The following is a 19,761-nucleotide window of genomic DNA, read 5'->3' on the forward strand; positions in this document are numbered from 1 at the left end:
GATGGAACCGCTGGTAGAGGTCAAGGACCTGCGCGTGGTCGCCCAGGGCGGAGACGGCGGCGAAACCCCCATCGTCAAGGATGTCGGCTTCAGCCTGGCCAAGGGCGAGGTGCTGGCGCTGATCGGCGAGTCCGGCTCGGGCAAGACAACCATCGCCCTGTCGCTGCTCGGCTATGCCAGAGCAGGGTGTCGGCTGGCTGGCGGTTCGATCCGCGTCGGTGACACCCAGGTGCTGGAGCTGGACGCCGCTGGCCTGCGCCGCCTGCGCGGTCACACCGTGGCCTATATCGCCCAGAGCGCGGCCGCGGCCTTCAACCCGTCGCGCCGGTTGCTGGAACAGATCATCGAAAGCGCCCTGATCCACGGCGTGCTGACCCGCCGCGAGGCCGAGGCGCGGGCGTTGCAGCTGTTCAAGGAACTGGCACTGCCGGACCCCGAACACATCGGCGAGCGCTATCCGCATCAGGTGTCCGGTGGCCAGCTGCAGCGGCTGATGGCCGCCATGGCGCTGATCACCGATCCAACCCTGGTGATCCTCGACGAACCCACCACGGCGCTGGACGTGACCACCCAGATCGAGGTACTGCGGGTGTTCAAGCAGGTGGTGCGCGAGCGCGGGGTGACCGCTATCTACGTGTCCCACGACCTGGCCGTGGTGGCCCAGATGGCCGACCGCATCCTGGTGCTCAACGGCGGCGAGGTGTACGAGAATCGCCGCACCGAGCGTCTGCTGGCGAGCGCCCGGCATCCCTACACCCGCAGCCTGCTGGCCGCGGCGCAGCCGGAGCCCCTGGCCGAGCGTGGCCTGCCGGTGGGCGAGACGCGTCCGCCAGTGCTGGAGGTCCGCGATCTGGTCGCCGGTTACGGGCCGATGGATGCCGAGGGGTTGCCACGCTACCGGGTGCTGGAAGGCATCGATCTGCGTATCGCACCGGGGCAGGCCCTGGGCGTGATCGGTGAGTCCGGCTCCGGCAAGTCGACCCTGGCGCGGGTGATCGCCGGCCTGCTGCCGCCGGCGCGGGGTAGTGTGCACCTGGGCGGCGAGCCCTTGCCCCCGGGCCTGGACGGACGGTCCCGCGAGCAGTTCCGCCAGGTGCAGCTGGTTTACCAGAACGCCGATACGGCGCTGAACCCGGCCCATAGCGTGGAGCGCATCCTCATGCGTCCACTGGAGACCTACCACGCCTTCGACAAGGCCACCCGCCAGCGCAAGGTCCGCGAATTGCTCGACCGGGTGCAGCTGCCGGCGAGCCTCGCCAATCGGCGGCCGGGCGAGCTTTCCGGCGGCCAGAAGCAGCGGGTCAACCTGGCCCGCGCCCTGGCGGCCGAGCCCGAGCTGATCCTCTGCGACGAGGTCACCTCGGCCCTGGATACCGTGGTCGGTGCGGCCATCCTCGATCTACTGGTGGAGCTGCGCCGCGAACTGGGCCTGGCCTACCTGTTCATCAGCCACGACATCTCCACCGTGCGCAGCCTGTGCGACGAGGTGCTGGTGCTCTATGCCGGCCAACCGGTCGAGTTGGGCACCCCGACGACGCTGCAGCAGCCACCGCTGCATCCCTACACCGAACTGCTCACGGCGTCCGTGCCCGCGCTGCGCCAGGGCTGGCTGGAAGAGCAGCCGATCCGCAGCGTGGCACCGCTGGCACCGGCGAGCCAGGCCAGCGGTCCGCTGTGCAGCTTCCTGCGGCGCTGCCCGGTCCGCATCGAAGGCCGCTGCGACCGCCTGCCGCCCCGCCCGCAAACCCTGGCGGGTGGCAATCGCATCCTTTGTCATCATGACGGCGAGACCCTGCAGCGCCTGCAGGGCGGGGCCGTGTTGCACACCCAAGGAGTTCGCGCATGACTACCCGCTTCCAGCGCCTCGGCGAGACCGGCCGGCCGCAGGTCAGCCTCACGGTGGACGGCCTGCCGGTCACGGCCCTGGCCGGCGATACCCTCATGGTCGCCTTGCTCACCAATGGTCCGGCGCTGCGCCGCTCCGAATTCGGCGACGACCGCCGCGCCGGCTTCTGCCTGATGGGCGCCTGCCAGGATTGCTGGGTCTGGACCGCCGCGGGCGAACGCCTGCGCGCCTGCGGGACCGAGGTCCGCGAGGGCCTGCAGATCCTCACCGAGCAACCGGAGGTCGCATGGAACCTGGCCTGAAGCAACCCCGCGTGGTCATCGTCGGCGCCGGCCCCGCTGGGGTGCGCTGCGCCGAGACGCTGCTGGCCGCCGGTCTCACCCCGGTGGTGATCGACGAGAATCGCCGCGACGGCGGCCAGATCTATCGCCGCCAGCCCGAGGGCTTCCAGCGCCCCTATGCCACTCTCTACGGCAGCGAGGCGGGCAAGGCGGAAGACCTGCACCGCACCTTCGATGGCCTGCGCGGACGCCTCGACTACCGGCCCGACACCCTGGCCTGGCATCTGCACGAGCGCACCCTCTATACCGTGCAGGGCAATCGCCAGCGCACCCTGGAGTACGATGCCCTGGTGCTCTGCACCGGCGCCGGTGACCGGCTGCTGCCGGTGCCGGGCTGGAACCTGGCCGGCACCTATACCCTCGGCGGCGCCCAGATCGCCCTCAAGGCCCAGGCGGTGTCCATCGGCCGCCGGGTGATCTTGCTCGGCAGCGGCCCCTTGCTCTACCTGGTCGCCAGCCAATACCAGCAGGCCGGGGCCACGGTGGCCGCGGTGCTCGATACCGCGCCGCTGCGCCTGCGCGCCCTGGCGACGCCCAAGTTGCTGGCCCGGCCCGGCGTAGCCTGGAAGGGCGTGCAACTCATGGCCTCGCTCAAGCGCGCCGGAGTGCCGCTGCATTGCGGCGTGACGCCACTGGAGATTCTCGGCGATGCCGAGCAGGGCGTGCGCGGCGTGGCCTTCGCCGATGCCCGCGGCTTGCGCCAGGAGGTGGTCGGCGACGCGGTGGGCCTGGGCTATCACCTGCGCCCCGAGACCCAATTGGCCGATCTCGCTCGTTGCGCCTTCGAATTCGAGCGCGCGACGGGGCAGTGGGTGCTGCAACTGGATGACGAGGGGCGGACCTCCACACCCGGCGTCTACGCCGCTGGTGACGGCGCTCGGGTGAGGGGGGCCGACGGTGCCGAACTGGCTGGCCGCCTGGCCGCCTGCGCGGTGCTGGCGGATCTGGGGCGCACGCCGCCCGTGGACGTCGCCGGGCGCTGCCGCGAAGCCCTGGCGGTGCAGGAGCGCTTTCGCCTGGGGCTGGCCGAGGCCTTTCCCTGGCCTGCCCGGCAGATGGCCAGCCTGCCGGATGCCGCGGTGGTCTGCCGCTGCGAGGACATCACCGCCGGTGAACTGCGCGCCGTGGTGCGCGAGAAGGGCGCCCGCGAAGCCAACAGAGCCAAGGCCTTCAGCCGGGTCGGCATGGGCCGCTGCCAGGGTCGCTATTGCGCCCAGGCCGGCGCCGAGATCATCGCCGCCGAATCCGGCGTGCCGGTGGAGGCCGTCGGCCGCCTGCGCGGCCAGGCACCGGTGCGGCCACTGCCGCTGGGTATCGTCGCCAGCGAAGAGGAGCTTTCGTCATGAACCAGACCACCAGTCACCGGGCAGACATCATCGTGGTCGGCGCCGGCATCATGGGCAGCGCCAGTGCCTTCTTCCTGCGTCGTCGCGGCCTTTCGGTGCTCTTGCTGGAGCGCGACCAGGTCGGTCGCTTCGCCAGTGGCACCAACTTCGGCAACGTACGACGGCAGGGGCGCTACCTGTGCCAGGTCCCCCTGGCCACCCGCTCCCGCGGCCTTTGGGGCCAGTTGCCGGAGCTCATCGGGGATGACCTGGAATTCGTCCAGCGTGGCCACCTTAGGGTCGTCTACGATCCGGCACGCATCGCCATGCTGCGCGAATACGCCCAGGCGCCGGAAGTCGCCCCCCTGGGACTGCAGATCCTCGAAAGCGATGCCCTGCACCAGAAGTTTCCCTACCTGAGCCGCGAGGTGGTAGCGGGCTCCTACGCGCCCTACGACGGCCACGCCAATCCGCGCCTGGCGGCACCGGCCTTCGCCCGCGCCGGGGTACGGGAGGGCGTGAACCTGCACGAAGGCGTGGAGATCACCCAGGTCGCCAAGCCGGACGGCGACTTCCTGGTGCAGGCGAGCGATGGCCGCCGGTTCCGGGCGCCCCGCCTGCTGATCACCGCCGGTGCCTGGGGCAGCCGGCTGTCAAGTCAATTCGGCGAACCGGTGCCCATCGAGACCCATGGCCCGCAGATGGGCGTGACCGAGCCCTTGCCCTATGTCTTCCGCGAAACGGTGGGGGTTTCCTCGCCGCGTATCGACGAGACCATCTACTTCCGCCAGATTCCGCGCGGCAACGTCATCTTCGGCGGCTGCTTCCGCACCCGACCGGACCTGGATACCCGTCTGGCCCGCGCCGAACCCCACGGGCTGCTCAACCAACTCGCCCAGCTGCGGCGCCTGGCGCCGGCCCTGGGACGGGTCAACGTGATCCGTACCTGGAGCGGGGTGGAGGGCTACATCGCCGACGACCTGCCGATCATGGGGCCGAGCAGCCAGGTGGACGGTCTCTACTACGCCTTCGGCTTCTGCGGCGCCGGCTTCCAGCTCGGCCCGGGCGTGGGTGACACCATGGCCGAGCTGATCGCCACCGGCCGTACCGAGACGCCGCTGGCGGCCTTAGACATCGGCCGCTTCGCGCAACCCCGCAGCGAGAGCCTCGCCGGATGAACAGCCAGGACCTGCTGCGCACCCTGATCGGCTTTCCCACCGTCTCCGCCGACTCCAACCTGGCGCTGATCCAGCATGTCCAGGGGCTGCTGGAAGCCGACGGCATCTCCTGCCGACTGGTGCTCGACGAGAGCGGGCGCAAGGCCAATCTCTTCGCCAGCGTCGGCCCGAGCGACGTACCCGGCGTGCTGCTCTCCGGCCACACCGACGTGGTGCCGGTGGAAGGCCAGGCCTGGACTCTGCCTCCCTTCGCGGGCACCTTGAAGGACGGGCGCATCTATGGGCGTGGCGCCTGCGACATGAAGGGCTTCGTCGCCTGCGCGGTGGTGGCCCTGCTGGCCGCCGCCCGGGGAGCGCCGCTCAAACGCCCGTTGCAACTGGCCTTGTCCCACGACGAAGAGATCGGCTGCGTCGGGGTCCGCCGCCTGCTGGACGTGCTGGAGCTGGCGCCGGTGCGCCCCTTCCTCTGCATCGTCGGCGAACCCACGGACCTGCAGGTCGCCCTCGGTCACAAGGGCAAGGCCGCGCTGCGCGCCCACTGCCATGGCCAGGAGGGCCATTCCTCACTGGCGCCGCTGCACGTCAATGCCATCCACCTGGCCAGCGACCTGGTCGGCGCCCTGCGCGCCAGCCAGCGGCACCTGGCGGAAGAGGGCGCGCACGACGCGGCCTACGATATTCCCTACACCACCCTGCATGTCGGGCGGATCGACGGCGGCAAGGCGCTGAACATAGTGCCCAACCGCTGCACCCTCGACTTCGAGATCCGCCACCTGCCGGCGGACGATCCCGCCAGCCTGGTCGCCGCGCTGCAGGAAACGGCGGACAGCCTGGTCAGGGAGGCACGGCGAACCTCAGCCAAGGCCGCCATCGAGATCGAGAGGGTCAACGCCTATCCAGGCCTGGACACGCACCCCAGTGTAGAAGCCGTGCGCTTTCTACAGACGCTGGTGGAGCCTGGTACCGCCCAGCTCAAGGTAGCCTTCGGCACCGAGGGCGGGCTCTTCGCCAATCGGCTGGATACGCCAGTGGTAGTCTGCGGCCCCGGCAGCATCGAGCAGGCGCACAAGCCGGACGAGTATGTCGAGCTGAGCCAGCTGGAGGCTTGTGATGCCTTGCTGGCACGGTTGCGGGTGGCGCTGAGCTGAGCCACCCCTACGGCTACCTAGTAGCCGCGCTGCCGGTCCACCAGGCCTGACAGCGGTTCGCCACGCTGGTGCCGCCGTATATTGTCCAGCAAAACCCCGAAGGCCGTTTCCGGAACGGTCATGGCGCCCACATGAGGCGTCAGCCAGATCCGCGGGTGCTGCCAGAAGGGATGGCCTGCCGCCGGCGGCTCCGGTTCCATCACGTCCAATACCGCCTGGCTCAGCTGACCGCCGTCCAGCGCCGCCAGTAGATCGGCTTCCACCAGTTGGGCGCCCCGACCCAGGTTGATCAGGCTGGCGCCGCGGGGTAGGGCGGCGAACAGGTGGGCGTCGAGGATGCCACGGGTTTCCCCGGTCAGCGGCAGCAGGCAGATGAGGATTTCGCAATCGGCCAGGAAGGCGGGCAACTGTTCGGCGCCGGCATGACAGTGCACGCCTGGCAGGTCATGGACCGAGCGCGACCAGCCCGAGAGCGCGAAGCCGAAGGTGGCGAGGCGCTCCAGCACCGCCTGGCCGATCTGGCCGAGGCCGAGCACGCCCACGCGCCGGCTCTGCGCCGTCACCAGGGCGTGCTCCTGCCAGCGCCGGGCGCCTTGCTGGTCGAGATAGCGCGGCAACTGGCGATGCAGCGCCAGCACCATGAGCGTCGCGTACTCCACCATGCCGGCGACGATACCAGGGTCGAGCATTCGCACCACCGGCAGCTCCGGCGGCAGTAGCCCCAGGTCGAACTGGTCGACGCCGGCCGAGGTGGCGAACAGTACCTCCAGATTGGGAAAGCGGCGGGCCAGGTCTTCCGGCGGCTGCCAGCAGGCCAGGTAACGGATCTCTTCCAGGTTGCCCACGTCCGGCCACTGGCGAAAGGCAATATCGGGCGCGCGTTCCTGGAACAGGCGTTGCCACGCCTGGCCGCGTTCGGGATCGGCCTTGTAGAGCAGCGTCATGGGGAGGTCTCCGGCAAAGCTCAAGGATGGCGCAAAGGGGCGGTAGTTTGTCCCGAAATCCCAGGCACCGCCGCCATGATCGGTGGTGCGGTGGATACTGCGCCGCAGCGCTGAAAAACGGCAGCTTCTGTGTTGCCTCGCGGCAGAAACGCCATAACCCAGGCGGCTTGGCGGTCGATACTGGCCTCGTCCGCGGCACTCTCGCCGCGCCTCTAGACGTGAGGATTCGCCATGCCCTTGCTGCACTACTGCCAGCCGCCCGGTGATCGCCAGCTACCGCGGGCGCTCCAGCCCCTGCACGATGATCCCCTGAGCGCCGGCCGGGCACCGCACCTGCACGATGGCCGCCTGGGCTATGTCATGGGCAGCGCAGTCAGCCACTCGGCTGACTGTGAGCTGGACGACTATCCCTGGGTGGAGGTCAGCATCATCGAAGCTGGGGAGTTGCAGCTCGAATGGACCGGTGGTGCCTTGCAGCTCAAGGCTGGCGATGCCTTCGTCCTGCCACGTGGCCTGAGCTGCCGCTGGCACCACAGCGGCGAGCTGCGGCGCCTGTTCATGGCCTTTCCCGGCCGCGCCAGCGAAGGCCCCATGCCCCAGGTGCCGCTGCTGCTGGATCCAGCCGCCGTCCGCGAACCTTCGCCGCCGCCAGCGGCCAGCGTCCTGCTCAGCCCGGAACCGACGGCCACTGGTTGCGACCTGTTCGAAAGTGGCGGCGGCGCCCTGCGGGTGGGGATGTGGGAATGCACGGCGTATACGCGCAAGGCGGTGAGCAATCCCCACTGCGAGCTGATGCTGCTCTATACCGGCGCCGTGACCCTGACGGTCGAGGGTGACGCGTCCTGCCAGGTCAACGCGGGCGAGGCGGTGCTGGTGCCCGCGGATACACCCATGGCGTGGGATAGCCGGGAGACGGTGCGCAAGCTCTATTGCATCCTGCGCTAGTGTGGTGTTTCAGAAAAAGGCAGAAAAAGCGCCGCCGGAAGTGTGTAGATGACTTCTTAAACACCACACTAGGTTTTGCACGAAAAGCCGGTGCGGGTAGAGTTGCCGCCATGATTGGCTAGAGGTCCGTATGGACAAGCGTTAAGAGCGCTTCGACGCATCCTGGGAATTGATCAAGGATCTGGCTGCTCATCGAGCGGATGTTCGGCTGAATGAAGGAAAGTCACAAGATCGACAAGCGTTACGAAAAACTGGCATAAATTTTTGTTGCGATGATGAACTTTGCTTGCACACTGCGCTGTCTACGGCAGGCTGTATTTTAATAGAGCCTAGCCTTTCAAAAGGGGCTGTCCATGCAACCACAACGCAATACCTATTTTAAATCCTCAAAGGGCCAGATGCTCGCCATTTTCATCATGAATGCCGTACTGCTCGAACGCCTATCCCGCCTGGCCAATCGGAGCATGGCCCCGATACGATCAATTTTGTTAGTTGGAAAGACGACTATGCGATTCTTTCCGGTGCCGCGACACCTAATCAAGTACAGTGTAATGCAGACATTCGTTGCTACAGTGACGATTGGCTTCGCCGTACCCGCGTTCTCCCAGGCGTTGCAATGCGATCATCCGCTGCCTGCCCAGCCGGCTGTGGACACTCCCGCCTCACCTGTGCATATGCAGTCCTTCGGTCTACGCCAGACGCGTGACGCCTTCACCGTCGATACTGGTGGCGGCCTCGTTTTCACGGTGCGGCGTCAAGCGCCAGATGGCTCGGGAAAGGGCGTTGGCAACATTGTCTCACTCGTCTATCGGGGCGTCGAATATCAGGATTCTCAAAAAGGCAGCCAGATCAATTCAGGCTATTCCGGCCTATATGATGATCAGTCCTCGGTGACTGTTGACGCCGCACAGGTTGATGATGATCACATCAAGGTGACCGTAAGGGCAGGTGCGCTCACCCAATATTACCTGGCTCATCGAGGGAAGGCTGCTATCGTCATGGCGACCGTCTTCTCCAAGGAGCCGAAACTAGGGTTGGTGCGTTTCATAGCGCGACTCCGTCGTGACGTCTTGCCCGAAGGGCCGCCGTGCAGCGACCTCAACGGAACAAATCGCACAGTCGAGGCGCACGATGTGTTTGGCTTGCCGGATGGTGAAACGCGTTCAAAACACTACTCGAACATACGCTTGCAGGACTGGCGCTATTTCGGTGCAAAGGGGTCGTACGGCGCGGTATGGATGGTACGCGACGGGCAGGAGGGAGGATCAGGTGGTCCTTTTTACCGCAGCCTGCTCGACCAAGGCACTGTGCAAGACCAAGAACTGACTTACATCGTCAATTACGGTGAGGTTCAGACAGAGCCGTTCCGAACAAACATTCCTGCAAGCTACGCACTGGTATTCACGGATGGGGCGGCGCCAGCACCGCTCGATACGACGTGGCTCGAGCGAATGGCGATATCAGGCTGGGTCGGTCCTGAAGACCGTGGGGGAGTGATCGGTGCCGGTTTAAATGGCATGGATTCCGGTTATCCTTATACGATTGGTTTCGCAAATGCTGCTGCGCAATACTGGACGAATTCACAAGGCGGGAGTGGTCGTTTCGAGAGCCTCTCAATGCTGCCTGGAACTTATCGCATAACTGTCTATAAAGGGGAACTCGCGGTAGCGGAGCGGGAGGTCACGGTGAAACGTGGCGGCATTACCCGCTTGGACGCGATACCAATTGTAAATGATCCAGCGCGTACTCCTGCGATCTGGAGGATCGGACATTGGGATGGCATGCCAACCGGGCTGTTGAACGCGGACAAAGTGACGATCATGCATCCGTCTGACCGGCGCATGGCACCATGGCAGATTGCAGAATTTACTATCGGGCGCTCTGCTGACGCGACCTTTCCCGCATATCAGTGGGCTGACGTCAACAGTCCCATCCGCATCCACTTCCGGCTTTCGCCGCATGAGTTATCGGCGATGACGTTACGTGTTGGTATTACCATCGCCTATGCAGGCGGACGTCCCGCAGTCTCCGTCAATAAATGGGCCGCCCCCAACCAACCGCCTTCAGTACAGCCCAGTAGTCGCAGCCTGACGGTGGGTTCCTACCGCGGCAACAACACGATCTTTAGTTTCCCAATCCCCATCTCGGCACTGCAGGCGGGTGATAATGTAATCGATCTCTCAGTCATTAGCGGTAAGAAGGGAAGCGGCTTCCTTAGCGCCGGCATCAGCTATGATGCCATCGATCTGGTTGCCACTCCGGCGCACTAAACATGATCGCTAGCCATACCGATAACGGTAAGTTCAGGTTGAAGCGGTGTGGTATTTCAGACGTAAAGTTCATATGTCCATGATCTGGTCTTGTGGAGGTGCTGCTTACGAACCTAGGAGCCAGACCTGAGAGCAGGCCGCCCGCTGCTCCCGTCGTGCCGCTCAGGTAATGACAAGAAACTCATGAGCGTTGCTTAGGAAACACCACACTAGGTTCTATACGAAAAGTGCCTGCGCATCGGCGATGCTTCGTTGAAAAAGGCGTCGCCTGACCTTCGCTCAACGACTTTTCGTACAGGATCCAAGAGGGCGCTCCGGCAGCCAGGCGCTGGCGGAGCGTCGAGGCGAGGGTGGTCAGCCCGCCTTGATCAGGCTGCGCAACGGCAGGGCGTTCTTCACCACCGGTGACTTGATGACGATGTAGCTGAAGTACTTCTCGATACCCACGTTGCGGTCGAGGATGGATTCCATCAGCTCCTGGTAGTGGCCGATGCTGCTGCACATGAAGCGCAGCAGGTAGTCGTAGCCGCCGCTGATGAGGTGGCATTCGAGGATCTCGTCCACCCCGCGGATGAAGGATTCGAACTTCACGAAGTCGGCGCGCTTATGGTCGGCGAGGGTGACCTCGGTGAAGACCGTCACCGAGTTGGCGATCTTGGCCAGGTTGACGTGGGCCTCGTAGCCGCTGATGTAGCCGGCCGCCTCCAGGCGCTTGACCCGCTGCAGGCAGGGGCTGGGCGAGAGGCCCACGGCTTCGGCCAGGCTGACATTGGTCATCCGCCCATCCTTCTGCAGTTGCACCAGGATGTTGATGTCGATGCGGTCCAGTTTCGTTGCGGCGTCCATCGTCGTTCCTCGCAGTCGTGAACGGCAGGCTCAGGCACGCAGGGCGGTCTGGTGGGCATGCACCAGATCGGCGAGACTCGCGTACTCGCACCGCGTGCCATCCAGGGCCTGCCGCGAAAGGTTCCAGGGCCGCGAACGGTCGCGGCGCAGGGTACACAGCGGAAAATCCACCAAGGGGTTCCAGGGGTCGTCCGGTTCGCTGCCGCGTACCGGCAGCAGATCCTCACGCGCCAAGCCCAGCGCTTCCAGGGTGTCATCCAGCGCCAGGCGCAGATCGCCACCCCGGTTGGGCACCACAGCGGCGAAAACGTCGGGTAAGCGCGCCGTGACCGCTGCCGCTTCGCCGTCATCGGGCGAGGCCAGCAGCACCAACCGATAGAACTTGCTTAGGTACTGCAGGGCGCCGGGTGCATCCTCGAACACCGGCCAGCACGACGTGGCGTTCCCAAAAGCCACGCTGGCATCCAGATCGGCATCCTGCTGCAACTCTTGCGCCAGGCGTTGGTGGATGCGCAGGTGCAGGCTGATCTGGCTGGCGCCCGGAGTCGCCTGGCGCAGTTCGCGGGCCAGGCGGTGATAGCTGCCGAGCAGCCAATCGGGATGGGTGCTCAGCCCCGCCTGCGCCACAAGAGGGCGCAGGGCTTCGAGGATGCCTCCTTCGCGGTCGATCAGGGTGCCGTAGCAGGAAAAGCCTATGGCCTGGTAACGGGTGATTCTCATGGTTGGTTTCCCCTTGGCGCCGCTCTGATGGTGCCGGGCGGCGTTACGTTCAACCTCAAAAGCCATTCACGATCTGCTGCGCGTCGGCCAACTGCGTTGAAAATGCCCTGGATCGCCAGCCCGGTCGAAATGCTCATTTACCGCCTGTTAAACTGCGCTTTCTCAGGCAGTTTTGTCTGTTTGGCGCTAGCTCGCCAAATCGTGAAGGCCTTCTCAGGCACCGGCCTGGGCGAGGGCTTGGCCGAACATCTGCAAGGCTTCGGCCAGTTGGGCGTCGGTGGTGACCAGGGGCGCCAGGAAGCGGATGACGTTGCGCTCCACACCGCACTTGATCACCAGCAAGCCGGCCTGGCGAGCGCCCTCGATGACCTGCTGGGCCAGGGTGGCGTCCGGGCTGTGCCCATCCGCGCCGACCATCTCCACCGCCAGCATGAAGCCGCGGCCGCGGACCTCGCCGATGCGTGGATGCCGCCGCTGCAGCTCGAGCAGGCCGCTGCGCAGCTGCTCGCCGAGGGCGACCCCACGGGCGACCAGGTCTTCTTCTGCGAAGATATCGAGCACCGCCAGGGCCGCGGCGCAGGCCAGGGCGTTGCCGCCGTAGGTGCCGCCGAGACCGCCGGGCAGGGGGGCGTCCATGATGGCGGCGCGACCGACTACCCCGGAGAGCGGCAGGCCACCGGCCAGACTCTTGGCCACCGTCACCAGGTCGGGCTGGACGCCGGTCTGCTGGAAGGCGAAGAGGCTGCCGGTGCGGCCGAAGCCGGTCTGGATCTCGTCGGCGATGAGTACGATGCCGTGCTGGTCACAGAGGGCGCGTAGCGCCTGGAGGAACTCCACGGGCGCGGGGCGGAAGCCGCCATCGCCCTGCACCGGCTCGATCAGGAGGGCGGCCACCTGGTCGGGAGCGACCTGGGTGGCGAACACCTCGCGCAGCCCGGCCAGGGCTTGCTGGGTGTCGACCCCGCGGAAGGCGTCGGGGTAGGGCGCGTGGTAGATGTCACCTGGGAAAGGGCCGAAGTTCTGCTTGTAGGGCTGGGCGAAGCCGGTCAGGGTCACGCCCAACAGGGTGCGGCCATGGAAACCGCCACGAAAGGCGATCACACCCGGTCGCCTGGTGTGGGCGCGGGCGATCTTGATGGCATTTTCCACGGCTTCGGCGCCCGAGGTCAGCAGCAGCGTCTTGTAGGCTTCGCCGTTGCCGATCAGGGTGTTGAGCCGGCTGGCGAGTTCCAGGTAGGGCTCGTAGGCCATCACCTGGAAGCTGGCGTGGGAGATCTCCCCCACCTGGCGGCGCACGGCCGCCACCACCCGTGGGTGGTTGTGACCGACGTTGAGCACACCGATGCCGCCGACGAAGTCGAGGTAGCGGCGCCCGTCCACGTCCCAGACTTCGCTGCCCTGGGCACGGGCCACCACGACGGGATGGGCGGTGATGATGCCGCGAGGAACGCTCTGTTCGCGATCACCCAACAGGCGGTCGGTGGCTTTGGCAGCGGAATTCATGCAGGGATCTCCTGGCAGGGGCGAGGGTTCCAGCCTACGCAGGCCGCGGGGTCGGTAACGCTGAAGTTGCCGGCCCCGGCATCGCGATCGGCTGTTTTGCTCGGGGGCGGCGGCATTTTCGGTTGCCGGCCAGCCCTGGGTTTCAGCCCAGCCCGCCCAGGTGCCAGGCCTTGACCTCCAGGTACTCGTCCAGCCCCAGGTGCGAGCCCTCGCGGCCCAGGCCGGATTGCTTCACGCCGCCGAAGGGCGCGACCTCCATCGACAGGATGCCGGTATTGAGCGCCACCATGCCGAACTCCAGCTGTTCGCCCACCCGCCAGGCACGGCGCAGGTCCTGGGTGTAGTAGTAGGCGCCCAGGCCATAGGGCGTGGCGTTGGCCAGCGCCAGCGCCTCGGCTTCGTCGCGGAAGCGGAACAGCGGCGCGACCGGGCCGAAGGTTTCCTCACGGGCCAGCAGCATGTCCGCGCTGGCGCCGGTGAGTACCGTGGGGACGACGAACTGGTCGCGGCCGCTGGGCAGGCCGCCGAACAAGACCGTGGCGCCCTGGGTGAGGGCGTCGTCGACATGGCGGGCGACCTTGTCCACCGCCTGGCGATTGATCAGCGGGCCGAGGGTGACGCCGGCCTCCAGGCCGTTGCCCACCTTGAATTTGGCGACCTCGGCGGCCAGGCGCTCGGCGAAGCGGTCATGGATGCCGTCCTGCACCAGGATACGGTTGGCGCAGACGCAGGTCTGGCCGGCGTTGCGGAATTTGCTCTGCAGCACCCCGGCGATGGCCAGGTCCAGGTCGGCGTCGTCGAAGACGATGAAGGGGGCATTGCCGCCCAGCTCCATGCTGGTGCGCTTCACGGTGGCGGCGCACTGCGCCAGCAGCAGCTGGCCGATGCGGGTGGAGCCGGTGAAGGACAGCTTGCGCACCGCCGGATTGCCGGTCAGCTCGCCGCCGATGCCCATGGGCATCCCCGTGAGGACGTTGAATACCCCGGGCGGAAAGCCGGCGCGGTCGGCCAGTTCGGCCAGGGCCAGGGCCGAGAGCGGGGTGAGGTCCGAGGGCTTGACCACCACCGGGCAGCCGGCGGCCAGGGCCGGGGCGGCCTTGCGGGTGATCATGGCATTGGGGAAGTTCCAGGGGGTGATGGCGGCGGCGACACCCACTGGCTGACGCAGCACCAGCACCCGACGATCCCGCGCGGGGGCCGGCAGGACCTCGCCATAGCTGCGCCGGGCTTCTTCGGCGAACCATTTGACGAAGCTGGCGCCGTAGGCGATCTCGCCCCGGGCCTCGGCCAGGGGCTTGCCCTGTTCCAGGGTCATCAGCAGGGTCAGGTCCTCCTGGTGTTCCAGCATCAGCGCGTGCCAGCGCTCCAGCAAGGCTGCGCGCTCGGCTGCCGGCCGCTCGCGCCAGGCCGGCCAGGCCGCTTCCGCCGCGGCGATGGCGCGGGCGGTTTCCGCAGCCTCCAGGGCGGCTACCTGGGCGATGGTCTCGCCGGTGGCGGGGTTGTCCACGGCGAAGGTGGCGCCGCTGTCGGCGGCTATCCAGTGGCCGTCGACATAGGCGGATGCTTTGAATAGGCGGGGGTCCCGCAGATCGAGGTGCAGCGGCATGGTGGCGTTCCCAGTGGCAGGTCAGGCCCTGAGTCTAGGGAGCGGTGGCGGTGGCGAATGCCGAAATCGACCGCTGCGAGCCGGCGCCGGACGCGTTCGCGGCGCTGTTGCCGCAGTTCGTGCGGTGGTCTCCTGGTCCGCCGCTACTGATCGTCCAGCCCCTTCACCGCCAGGTCGAGGAAGTTGGCCAGGGCCTGGAGGCGGGCACTGCGCTGCTTGCGGGCAGGGACCAAGAGGGTGATGGGGGCGCTGTCGAAACGCCACGCCGGCAGCAACCGGACCAGGGCGCCGCGCGCGATGGCATCGGCGACGTCCCACTGGGAACGCAGCACGATACCCAGGCCCTGTTCGGCCCAGCGGCGGGCCACGCTGCCATCGTTGGTGAGCAGCGCCGGTTCGATGCGCAGCGTCTGGCGCTGCTGGTCGTTGCGCAGTTGCCAGAGGGTCACGTCCTCGTCGTTCTCGCGGATGCAGATGCAGCGGTGGCGCAGCAGCGCCCTGGGCTCCTGCGGCAGGCCGTGCTGGTCCAGGTAGGTCGGACTGGCGCAGAGCCAGCGTTCGTTGTGGGCCAGGGTCTTGGCGATCCAGGAGCTGTCGTCGATGGCGCCGATATGGATGACCGCATCGCTGTCGTGCCGGTCGGGCCAGGGGGTCTCGCGCAGGTCCAGTTGCAGGCGCAGCTGCGGATGCAACACGGCGAAGCGCGCCAGCAGCGGGGCGATGCGCTGGCGGCCGTAGCCGAAGGGCGCGGCGAGGCGCAGGGTGCCTACCAACTGATGATTCTGGCGGGCGAAGGTGTCGGGCAAGGCCTCGAGGCGGTCGAGCAGTTCGCTGCATTGCTGGGCGAAACGCTCGCCATCGGTGGTCAGGCTCAGTCGTCGGGCATCGCGATTGGCCAGGGCCACCCCCAGCCGTGCCTCCAGCTTGCGCAGGCGGGTGGAGAGCGCGGGCGGCGAGACGTTGAGGGCGCGCGCCGCCGCGCTGAGGGATTCACAGCGGGCCAGGAGCACCATCAGGCGCAGGTCTTCGATGGCGATCATTAATCTTGGCTAAAGGAATGGATCAGCAGGATTGAACCACAGGTTCACGATGGGCGACTACAGTCCGCCCATCGCCCACCGGTCGAGTCCTTGCCATGACCCTCTCCCTGCTCACCCTCGATACCCCTGCCGCGCTCATCGACGAGTCACGGATGACGCGCAACATCCACCTCATGCAGGCGCGCATGGACGCCCTCGGCGTCCGCCTGCGGCCCCATGTGAAGACCAGCAAGAGCGAGGCGGTCATCCGCCGGCAACTGGCGGCAGGTGCCCAAGGCGTGACCGTTTCCACCCTCCAGGAAGCCGAGGCCTGTTTCGCCCTGGGCATCACCGACGTGCTCTACGCCGTGACCATCGCCCCGGCGCGGCTGGAACGGGTCAGCGCGTTACGGCGGCAGGGTTGCCGGATAGGCATCCTGACCGACAGCCTGGCCGGGGCCCAGGCCATCGTCGCGGCCGGACAGCGCTACGACGAAGCCTTCGAGGTCTGGCTGGAGATCGACTGCGATGGACATCGCGCGGGCCTGCCGCCGGACGATCCCCGGCTGGTGCAGATCGCCGAGCTGCTGAGCGCGGGCGGCATGCGCCTGGCGGGGGTGCTCACCCATGCCGGCTCCAGCTATGAGCTGGACGACCCCCGGGCGCTGCAGGCCCTGGCCGAGCGGGAGCGCGCCTGTTGCGTGGCGGCGGCCGAGCGGCTGCGTGCCCAGGGGCTGGCCTGTCCGCAGGTGAGTATCGGCTCGACGCCCACGGCGCTGTCGGCTCTGGATCTGGCCGGGGTTACCGAGGTCCGCGCCGGGGTCTACGTCTTCCAGGACCTGGTGATGCACAACGTCGGCATCTGCCAGGCCGAGGACCTGGCGCTGAGCGTCCTGACCACGGTGATCGGCCATCAGGTGGAGAAAGGCTGGGTGTTGGTGGACGCCGGCTGGATGGCCCTGAGTCGCGACCGGGGCACCCAACGGCAGCGGCGTGACTTCGGCTATGGCCAGGTCTGCACCCTGGACGGCCGCTGGCTCGACGGCGCCCTGCTGACCGGTGCCAACCAGGAGCATGGCATCGTCAGCTTCGCCGGGGGCGACCCGACCGACCTGGAGCGACGCTTCCCGGTGGGCAGTCGCCTGCGCATCCTGCCCAACCATGCCTGCGCCACCGGCGCCCAGTTCGAGCGTTATCACGCCGTGGATGCCAGCGGCGCGGTCACCCCCTGGAGTCGTCTGCATGGCCGCTGAAGCGCGCTTCATCCAGACAGCGGCCGCGGCGCCACCGGGCGGCCACTATTCCCAGGCGGTGGTCTACCAGGGGTTGCTCCACGTATCCGGGCAACTGCCGGTGCGACCCGACGGCAGCCATGCGGTCGCGGCGAGTTTCGCGGAGCAGGCCCAGATCACCCTGGACAACCTCTGCGCCATCCTGGCCGCAGCGGGGCGGGGGCCGCAGGATCTGCTCAAGGTGACCGTCTATGTCGTCGGCATCGAGCACTGGCCGACGTTCGACCACCTCTATGCCGGGTACCTGGGCGAACACCGACCGGCGCGGGCGGTGGTGCCGGTACCGCAGTTGCACCATGGTTATCTCGTCGAGATCGAGGCGCTGGCGCGCGCCGACTGATCGCCCGTCACTACCTGGGAGCTACCCTCATGCTGCTGGACCCTTCGTTGCACCCCTTGATCGATCGCCAAGTGACCCGCTGCTGCTATCTCGCCGGCCGCTGGGTGCCGGTGCCTGGCGCTGCCCGGGCCACGGTGACGGATCCCGCGACCGAACGGCCGCTCGCCGAGGTGGCCCTAGGCGGCGCCGCGGAAGTCGACCAGGCCGTGCAGGCCGCCCGCAGCGCCTTCGACGCCTGGTCCGGGCGGACGCCCGCCGCTCGCGCCCAACTGCTGGAGCGCCTGCAGACCCTGCTGGCACAGCGTGCCGACCCCTTCGCCCAGGTGATTTCCCGGGAGATGGGCGCGCCCCTCGCCGCGGCCCGGGCGCTGCAGGTGCCCCTGGCCCTGGAGCACCTGCGCGTGGCGCGCGAGGTGCTGGGTGACTACGCCTTCGAGCGCGCCGAGGGGGCCTTGCGCATCAGGCGTGAGGCCATCGGCGTCTGCGCCCTCATCACGCCCTGGAACTGGCCGCTGTACCAGATCACCGCCAAGGTCGCGCCGGCGCTGGCCGCCGGCTGCACGGTGGTGCTGAAACCGAGCGAGCTGGCCCCGCTGAGCGCGCTGCTGTTCGCCCAGGCGGTCCATGACGCGGGGATACCGGCGGGGGTGTTCAACCTGGTCAACGGCGACGGCCCCACGGTCGGCGCAGCGCTGGCCGGGCATCCCGACGTCGACATGATTTCCATCACCGGTTCCAATCGCGCCGGGGTCCAGGTGGCCCAGGCCGCCGCCGGTACGGTCAAGCGCGTGACCCAGGAACTGGGCGGCAAGTCGCCCAACCTGCTGCTGCCCGATGCCGACCTGCCAGAGGCGGTGGCCAAGGGCGTGCTGGCGGCCTTCCGCAACAGCGGCCAATCCTGCAGCGCGCCGACGCGGATGCTGGTGCCTCAGGCGCAGCTGGCCGAGGCAGAGCGCCTGGCGGCGGCCACCGTGGCCAGTCTCGTGGTCGGTGATCCCCAGGCGCCCGCGACGACCCATGGCCCCCTGGCCAATGGCGCTCAGTTCGCCCGGGTGCAGGAGCTGATCGAGAGCGGCCTGGCGGAGGGCGCCCGGCTGGTCTGCGGCGGACCGGGGCGCCCGGGCGGTTGCACCACCGGTTTCTATGCGCGCCCCACGGTATTTTCGGCGGTTACCTCCGGGATGCGCATCGCCCAGGAGGAGATCTTCGGGCCGGTGCTTTGCCTGCTGCCCTACAGCTCGCTAGACCAGGCCATCGCCATCGCCAACGACAGCCGCTACGGCCTCAGCGCCCACGTCCAGGGCCGCGACCCCGAGCGGGTCGCCGCGGTGGCGGCCCGTCTGCGCGCCGGGCAGGTCCATCTCAACTATCCGGCCTGGAACCCCTGGGCACCCTTCGGCGGCTACAAGGGCTCCGGCAACGGGCGCGAATATGGCGTCCACGGTCTGGAGGAATACCTGGAGACCAAGGCGGTCCTCGGCCACTGAGGGTGTCAGGCGAACAGCGGATTGTCCCTGAGCGCCGCTACCGCCAGGTCGATGAAGGCCCTTACCTTGGCCGGCGCCTGGCGGCCTTCGGGGTAGATGAGGTGAATCGGCAGCGGCGCCTCCTCGTGCTCGGCGAGGACGATCTGCAGCGCGCCTTCGGCCAGGGCCGGCGCGATCTGGTAGTGCAGGACCCGGGTGAGGCCGTGACCGGCCCTGGCCGCGCCGATGGCAGCCGCGTTGGTGTTGCAGTGCAGCAGCGGATCGACGCTCACCCGTTGGCCGCCGGCGAAGCGCCATTCCGGTGATGACCAGGCGCTGTGGGACACCAGGATGCGGTGCTCGCGCAGCGCGGCAGGGGTACCGGGCACCCCATGCGCCTGCAGATAGGCGGGGGCGGCGCAGACTACCCGGCGCACGCTACCCACTTGGATGGCGGTGAAGCCCGAATCGGGCAGATGACCGATGCGCAAGGCGACGTCCATGCCTTCCTCGACGATGTTCACCGGCCGGTCGACGAAGAAGGTGCGGGCGCGCATCTGCGGATAGCGTTCCAGATAGTCCAGCACCAGCGGCAGCACGTGCAGTTGCCCGAACAGCAGCGGGGCGGTGATGGCCAGGGTGCCGACCGGCTTGGCGTAGTGACCGGCCGCGGCCAGCTCGGCTTCGCCGATATCGGCGAGGATGCGCCGGCAATCCTGCAGGTAGCGGGCGCCGGCTTCGGTGGGCCTGACCGAACGAGTGGTGCGCACCAGCAGGCGCGCGCCAACCAGTTCCTCCAGCGCGGCCACCAGGCGGGTCACCGCCGGCGCGCTCAGGTGCAGCTCCCGGGCGGTACGGGCGAAACTCTCGGTTTCCGCCACCTTCACGAACACGCGCATCGCCTGCCAACGATCCATCTGCCTCGCCGTCCTGTCCTGTCGACCAGGCTCCATGGTAGTCAACTTCCGGCTG

Annotated in this window: 17 protein-coding genes; 10 read left to right on the top strand and 7 right to left on the bottom strand. The window is 67.6% G+C overall.

Features of this window, described 5'->3' with window-relative positions:
- Position 1 precedes the first annotated feature (1 nt).
- The 5 genes from AR540_RS11985 to argE are packed head-to-tail and all read left to right on the top strand — an operon-like array spanning position 2 to position 5,838.
- Positions 2–1,846 carry an ABC transporter ATP-binding protein gene (locus tag AR540_RS11985; protein WP_059229185.1) on the top strand — a complete coding sequence of 615 codons (1,845 nt, stop codon included), beginning with the start codon at positions 2–4 and terminating at the stop codon, positions 1,844–1,846.
- Positions 1,843–2,148 carry a (2Fe-2S)-binding protein gene (locus AR540_RS11990; protein WP_059229186.1) on the top strand — a complete coding sequence of 102 codons (306 nt, stop codon included), beginning with the start codon at positions 1,843–1,845 and terminating at the stop codon, positions 2,146–2,148. The genes AR540_RS11985 and AR540_RS11990 overlap by 4 nt, the downstream gene beginning before the upstream one ends.
- On the top strand, positions 2,133–3,533 hold the full coding sequence (locus AR540_RS11995) for an FAD/NAD(P)-dependent oxidoreductase (protein ID WP_059229188.1): 1,401 nt from the start codon (positions 2,133–2,135) through the stop codon (positions 3,531–3,533). The genes AR540_RS11990 and AR540_RS11995 overlap by 16 nt, the downstream gene beginning before the upstream one ends.
- Positions 3,530–4,690 (top strand): NAD(P)/FAD-dependent oxidoreductase, encoded by a 1,161-nt coding sequence (locus tag AR540_RS12000; protein WP_059229189.1) that lies wholly within the window; start codon positions 3,530–3,532, stop codon positions 4,688–4,690. The genes AR540_RS11995 and AR540_RS12000 overlap by 4 nt, the downstream gene beginning before the upstream one ends.
- Entirely contained in the window at positions 4,687–5,838 is a 1,152-nt protein-coding gene (gene argE, locus AR540_RS12005) for an acetylornithine deacetylase (RefSeq protein ID WP_059229191.1), read from the top strand. The genes AR540_RS12000 and argE overlap by 4 nt, the downstream gene beginning before the upstream one ends.
- Positions 5,839–5,855: 17 nt before the next feature.
- On the opposite strand, the gene AR540_RS12010 is transcribed toward argE, so the two are convergent.
- The gene (locus tag AR540_RS12010) at positions 5,856–6,782 is read right to left on the bottom strand and encodes a 2-hydroxyacid dehydrogenase (protein WP_059229193.1); all 927 of its coding nucleotides are present in this window, start codon (positions 6,780–6,782) and stop codon (positions 5,856–5,858) included.
- 231 nt (positions 6,783–7,013) lie between these two features.
- Here AR540_RS12010 and AR540_RS12015 point away from each other — a divergent pair, with 231 nt between their 5' ends.
- Complete coding sequence (locus AR540_RS12015; RefSeq protein ID WP_059229195.1) at positions 7,014–7,727, top strand: cupin domain-containing protein; 714 nt, start codon at positions 7,014–7,016, stop codon at positions 7,725–7,727.
- Between the two features lie 353 nt (positions 7,728–8,080).
- Positions 8,081–9,997: a rhamnogalacturonan lyase B N-terminal domain-containing protein gene (locus AR540_RS12020; RefSeq protein WP_201786111.1), complete on the top strand. Its 1,917-nt coding sequence runs from the start codon at positions 8,081–8,083 to the stop codon at positions 9,995–9,997.
- A 354-nt stretch (positions 9,998–10,351) separates the two neighbouring features.
- On the opposite strand, the gene AR540_RS12025 is transcribed toward AR540_RS12020, so the two are convergent.
- The 5 genes from AR540_RS12025 to AR540_RS12045 all read right to left on the bottom strand — a co-directional run bounded on the left by AR540_RS12025 (position 10,352) and on the right by AR540_RS12045 (position 15,712).
- Positions 10,352–10,843 (bottom strand): Lrp/AsnC family transcriptional regulator, encoded by a 492-nt coding sequence (locus AR540_RS12025; protein WP_059229197.1) that lies wholly within the window; start codon positions 10,841–10,843, stop codon positions 10,352–10,354.
- Between the two features lie 30 nt (positions 10,844–10,873).
- Complete coding sequence (locus tag AR540_RS12030; RefSeq protein ID WP_059229199.1) at positions 10,874–11,563, bottom strand: haloacid dehalogenase; 690 nt, start codon at positions 11,561–11,563, stop codon at positions 10,874–10,876.
- 213 nt (positions 11,564–11,776) lie between these two features.
- Positions 11,777–13,066, bottom strand: a complete 1,290-nt coding sequence (gabT, locus tag AR540_RS12035; RefSeq protein ID WP_059229202.1) for a 4-aminobutyrate--2-oxoglutarate transaminase — start codon at positions 13,064–13,066, stop codon at positions 11,777–11,779.
- 142 nt (positions 13,067–13,208) lie between these two features.
- A complete protein-coding gene (locus tag AR540_RS12040) occupies positions 13,209–14,672 on the bottom strand; it encodes an NAD-dependent succinate-semialdehyde dehydrogenase (protein WP_059229204.1) in 1,464 nt (487 codons plus the stop codon).
- 143 nt (positions 14,673–14,815) lie between these two features.
- Complete coding sequence (locus AR540_RS12045) at positions 14,816–15,712, bottom strand: LysR family transcriptional regulator (RefSeq protein ID WP_059229205.1); 897 nt, start codon at positions 15,710–15,712, stop codon at positions 14,816–14,818.
- Positions 15,713–15,807: 95 nt separating this feature from the next.
- Between AR540_RS12045 and AR540_RS12050 the strand changes: the two genes are divergently transcribed.
- Genes AR540_RS12050 through AR540_RS12060 form a run of 3 tightly spaced genes read left to right on the top strand, consistent with a single transcriptional unit; the run spans position 15,808 to position 18,810 of the window.
- A complete protein-coding gene (locus AR540_RS12050) occupies positions 15,808–16,944 on the top strand; it encodes a DSD1 family PLP-dependent enzyme (protein WP_059229207.1) in 1,137 nt (378 codons plus the stop codon).
- Complete coding sequence (locus tag AR540_RS12055; RefSeq protein WP_059229209.1) at positions 16,934–17,323, top strand: RidA family protein; 390 nt, start codon at positions 16,934–16,936, stop codon at positions 17,321–17,323. The genes AR540_RS12050 and AR540_RS12055 overlap by 11 nt, the downstream gene beginning before the upstream one ends.
- Before the next feature lie 29 nt (positions 17,324–17,352).
- Positions 17,353–18,810 (top strand): aldehyde dehydrogenase family protein, encoded by a 1,458-nt coding sequence (locus AR540_RS12060; RefSeq protein ID WP_059229211.1) that lies wholly within the window; start codon positions 17,353–17,355, stop codon positions 18,808–18,810.
- Between the two features lie 5 nt (positions 18,811–18,815).
- Here AR540_RS12060 and AR540_RS12065 read toward each other — a convergent pair whose 3' ends face one another.
- Entirely contained in the window at positions 18,816–19,706 is an 891-nt protein-coding gene (locus AR540_RS12065) for a LysR family transcriptional regulator (RefSeq protein ID WP_059229213.1), read from the bottom strand.
- Positions 19,707–19,761 lie beyond the last annotated feature (55 nt).

Source organism: Pseudomonas sp. EpS/L25, from assembly GCF_001512295.1.
Lineage (GTDB): Bacteria > Pseudomonadota > Gammaproteobacteria > Pseudomonadales > Pseudomonadaceae > Chryseomonas.

Coding starts and splice junctions, on each gene's coding strand:
- AR540_RS11985 (WP_059229185.1), top strand. CDS start 2: ATGGAACCGCTGGTAGAGGTCAAGGACCTGCGCGTGGTCGCCCAGGGC.
- AR540_RS11990 (WP_059229186.1), top strand. CDS start 1,843: ATGACTACCCGCTTCCAGCGCCTCGGCGAGACCGGCCGGCCGCAGGTC.
- AR540_RS11995 (WP_059229188.1), top strand. CDS start 2,133: ATGGAACCTGGCCTGAAGCAACCCCGCGTGGTCATCGTCGGCGCCGGC.
- AR540_RS12000 (WP_059229189.1), top strand. CDS start 3,530: ATGAACCAGACCACCAGTCACCGGGCAGACATCATCGTGGTCGGCGCC.
- argE (WP_059229191.1), top strand. CDS start 4,687: ATGAACAGCCAGGACCTGCTGCGCACCCTGATCGGCTTTCCCACCGTC.
- AR540_RS12010 (WP_059229193.1), bottom strand. CDS start 6,782: ATGACGCTGCTCTACAAGGCCGATCCCGAACGCGGCCAGGCGTGGCAA.
- AR540_RS12015 (WP_059229195.1), top strand. CDS start 7,014: ATGCCCTTGCTGCACTACTGCCAGCCGCCCGGTGATCGCCAGCTACCG.
- AR540_RS12020 (WP_201786111.1), top strand. CDS start 8,081: ATGCAACCACAACGCAATACCTATTTTAAATCCTCAAAGGGCCAGATG.
- AR540_RS12025 (WP_059229197.1), bottom strand. CDS start 10,843: ATGGACGCCGCAACGAAACTGGACCGCATCGACATCAACATCCTGGTG.
- AR540_RS12030 (WP_059229199.1), bottom strand. CDS start 11,563: ATGAGAATCACCCGTTACCAGGCCATAGGCTTTTCCTGCTACGGCACC.
- gabT (WP_059229202.1), bottom strand. CDS start 13,066: ATGAATTCCGCTGCCAAAGCCACCGACCGCCTGTTGGGTGATCGCGAA.
- AR540_RS12040 (WP_059229204.1), bottom strand. CDS start 14,672: ATGCCGCTGCACCTCGATCTGCGGGACCCCCGCCTATTCAAAGCATCC.
- AR540_RS12045 (WP_059229205.1), bottom strand. CDS start 15,712: ATGATCGCCATCGAAGACCTGCGCCTGATGGTGCTCCTGGCCCGCTGT.
- AR540_RS12050 (WP_059229207.1), top strand. CDS start 15,808: ATGACCCTCTCCCTGCTCACCCTCGATACCCCTGCCGCGCTCATCGAC.
- AR540_RS12055 (WP_059229209.1), top strand. CDS start 16,934: ATGGCCGCTGAAGCGCGCTTCATCCAGACAGCGGCCGCGGCGCCACCG.
- AR540_RS12060 (WP_059229211.1), top strand. CDS start 17,353: ATGCTGCTGGACCCTTCGTTGCACCCCTTGATCGATCGCCAAGTGACC.
- AR540_RS12065 (WP_059229213.1), bottom strand. CDS start 19,706: ATGGATCGTTGGCAGGCGATGCGCGTGTTCGTGAAGGTGGCGGAAACC.